This window comes from Rubrivirga sp. (assembly GCF_049648075.1).
In the GTDB taxonomy this organism is placed as follows: Bacteria; Bacteroidota; Rhodothermia; order Rhodothermales; family Rubricoccaceae; genus Rubrivirga.
Genome location: NZ_JBARYR010000475.1, coordinates 1 through 2221 on the forward strand (window position 1 = coordinate 1; position 2221 = coordinate 2221).

Sequence of the window (2221 nt, forward strand, 5' to 3'; positions counted from 1 at the left end):
CAGTCATGGTGTGGGTGTTAGGGATTGGGGTTCAGGGGTTGGGGTTCTTCAGACCAACCCCCGAAACCCAATCCCCAAAACCTATCTACGCGGTCATCTCCTCGATCTCGGCGTCCAGGTTGTAGCGCTTCCGCTTCTCCCACAACGTCTTCTTCGAGATGCCCAAAAGCTTGGCCACGTCCGCGTAAGACGAGTTGCGGTTGTTGGCGAGCGTGTGCTTGATGTACTCGTACTCGACGTTCTCGAGCGTGGAGCCGGCGCGGTGACGGAACGTGTCCTGGTCCGAGTCCGCGCCGTCGAAGGCGTCGGTCTTGAGCAGGACGAGATCGCCGGCGTCGAGCTTGGGCGTCTGGGAAAAGATCATGGCCCGCTCCAGGACGTTGCGGAGCTCGCGGACGTTGCCCGGCCATTCGTGCGCCAGCATTTTGTCGCTGGCGGCAGCCGTGAACCCCTCGAAGGTTTTCCCGAACTCCTCCGCGAAGCCGTTTGCCACCTTGTCCGCGATCGCCAGGGCGTCGTCCCCCATTCGGCGCAGCGGCGGGAGCTCGATCGTGACCACGTTGATGCGGAAGAGCAAGTCCTTGCGGAACTCCTTCTCGGCGACGAGCTCTTGCAGGTTGGCGTTCGTGGCGCACACGATCCGCGTCGTCACCTTGATCTCGTCGGTCCCGCCCAGCCGACGGAACTGACGGCTCTCCAGGAAGCTGAGCAGCTTGGACTGCAGGCCCAGCGACATCGAGTCGATCTCGTCCAGGAACAGCGTGCCTCCGTCGGCGACCTCGAGGAGGCCGGGCTTGGCGGCACGGGCGTCGGTGAACGCGCCCTTTTCGTAGCCGAACAGCTCGGACTCGAGCAGGTTGTCCGGGAGCGCGGCGCAGTTGATCTCCATGAACCGCCCGCCCGACCACTTCGAGGCGTAGTGGAGCGTCTGGGCGACCAGGTTCTTGCCGGTCCCCGTCTCGCCTCGCACCAGGACGGTCGTGTTGGGGATGTCCTTGAGCGTCTCGATCGTGTCCCGGACCGCGTCGACGGCGTCGCTCGTGCCGATGATCTTGCCGACTGAGTGTTTCTTCTTGCGTGTCTGCTTGATCTCTTGGAGCTCCTTTTTGTCGCTGTAGAGCTCGAGCGCCTTGGCGAGCAACGCCCGCATCTCCTCCAGGTTGACCGGTTTCTGGAGGTAGTGGAACGCGCCCAGCCGCATGGCTTCGACGGCCGTCTGGACCGACGAGTGCGCCGTCATCACGATCACCGGGATCGTGATCCCCTGCTCCCGAAGCTGACCGATCAACTCCATGCCCGAGACGTCGGGCATCATCAGGTCCGTCAGCACCAGGTCCGGCACCTCCCCGTCCTCGATGGCCTGGAGCAGAGGCCCGACGGACGTAAACCCCTTCGTGGAGTAGCCGTCGCGGCCCAGCACCTTGGCGAAGAGCTCTCCGATCTTGGGGTCGTCGTCGACGACGTATATGCGCTTTTGGCTCATGTCCGAGGGAGACGGGAAGGGTCCGAGGCGAGCCCAATGGTACGAATCGTAACGTTGCCACGCCATCGAATGCTGACACGCCACGCCCGAGACCGCGCCGTCCTCGAGGACGGACCTACCGCGTCATCTTTCCGACCCGGACCGGGAGCGCGGCCGGCTCGACTTCGACCTCGACCTCGACCGCGTCGTAGGTCAGGATCTCGCCGTCGGCCTGGAGCGGGAGTCCGCCCTCGAGGACGCTGAGCCCGACGCCCGTCGTGCGGCTCATCGTGACCTCGGGCGCGGAGACGTGCTCGCCCGTCAGGCTCTTGGGGAGCAGGCGGAGCGCGCGTCGGGTCGAGATGTGGCGGACGTGGCAGACGTCCAGCAGACCGTCCGTCGGGACCGCGTCTGGGGTGAGCAGGAAGCCGCCACCGACCGAGTGCCCGTTGCCGAACTCGCACAGGAACAGCGGCCCGTCGAGGTCGAACCCGTCCCTCCCGGCCTCCCGACCGGCCTCGACGAGCTCGCGGACGTGGGCGCGGACTCGAGGACGGCGCCACAACCAGAGTGTGCGCACAACGGCCACGAGGTAGGCGGCTTGGCCGCCGAGCCACTTCGTCTGCGCCGCCAAGGCGGCGGCATGAGCGTCGAAGCCGGCGCCCAGGCAGTTCATGAAGTGCCGGTTGCCACCCTCGCCCGCCGCGTCGGTCCACCGGACGCGTCCCAGGTCGCACGCCACGACGTTGGCCGCCGCGA

Annotated in this window: 2 protein-coding genes; both read right to left on the minus strand. The window is 66.1% G+C overall.

Annotation, left to right across the window (positions count from 1 at the left end):
- Positions 1–85: 85 nt before the first annotated feature.
- Positions 86–1483, minus strand: a complete 1398-nt coding sequence (locus WBA11_RS13470; RefSeq protein ID WP_424521188.1) for a sigma-54-dependent transcriptional regulator — start codon at positions 1481–1483, stop codon at positions 86–88.
- A gap of 115 nt (positions 1484–1598) precedes the next feature.
- Positions 1599–2221 (minus strand): diacylglycerol/lipid kinase family protein (locus WBA11_RS13475; protein ID WP_424521189.1); only part of this gene is annotated, 623 nt, incomplete at its 5' end.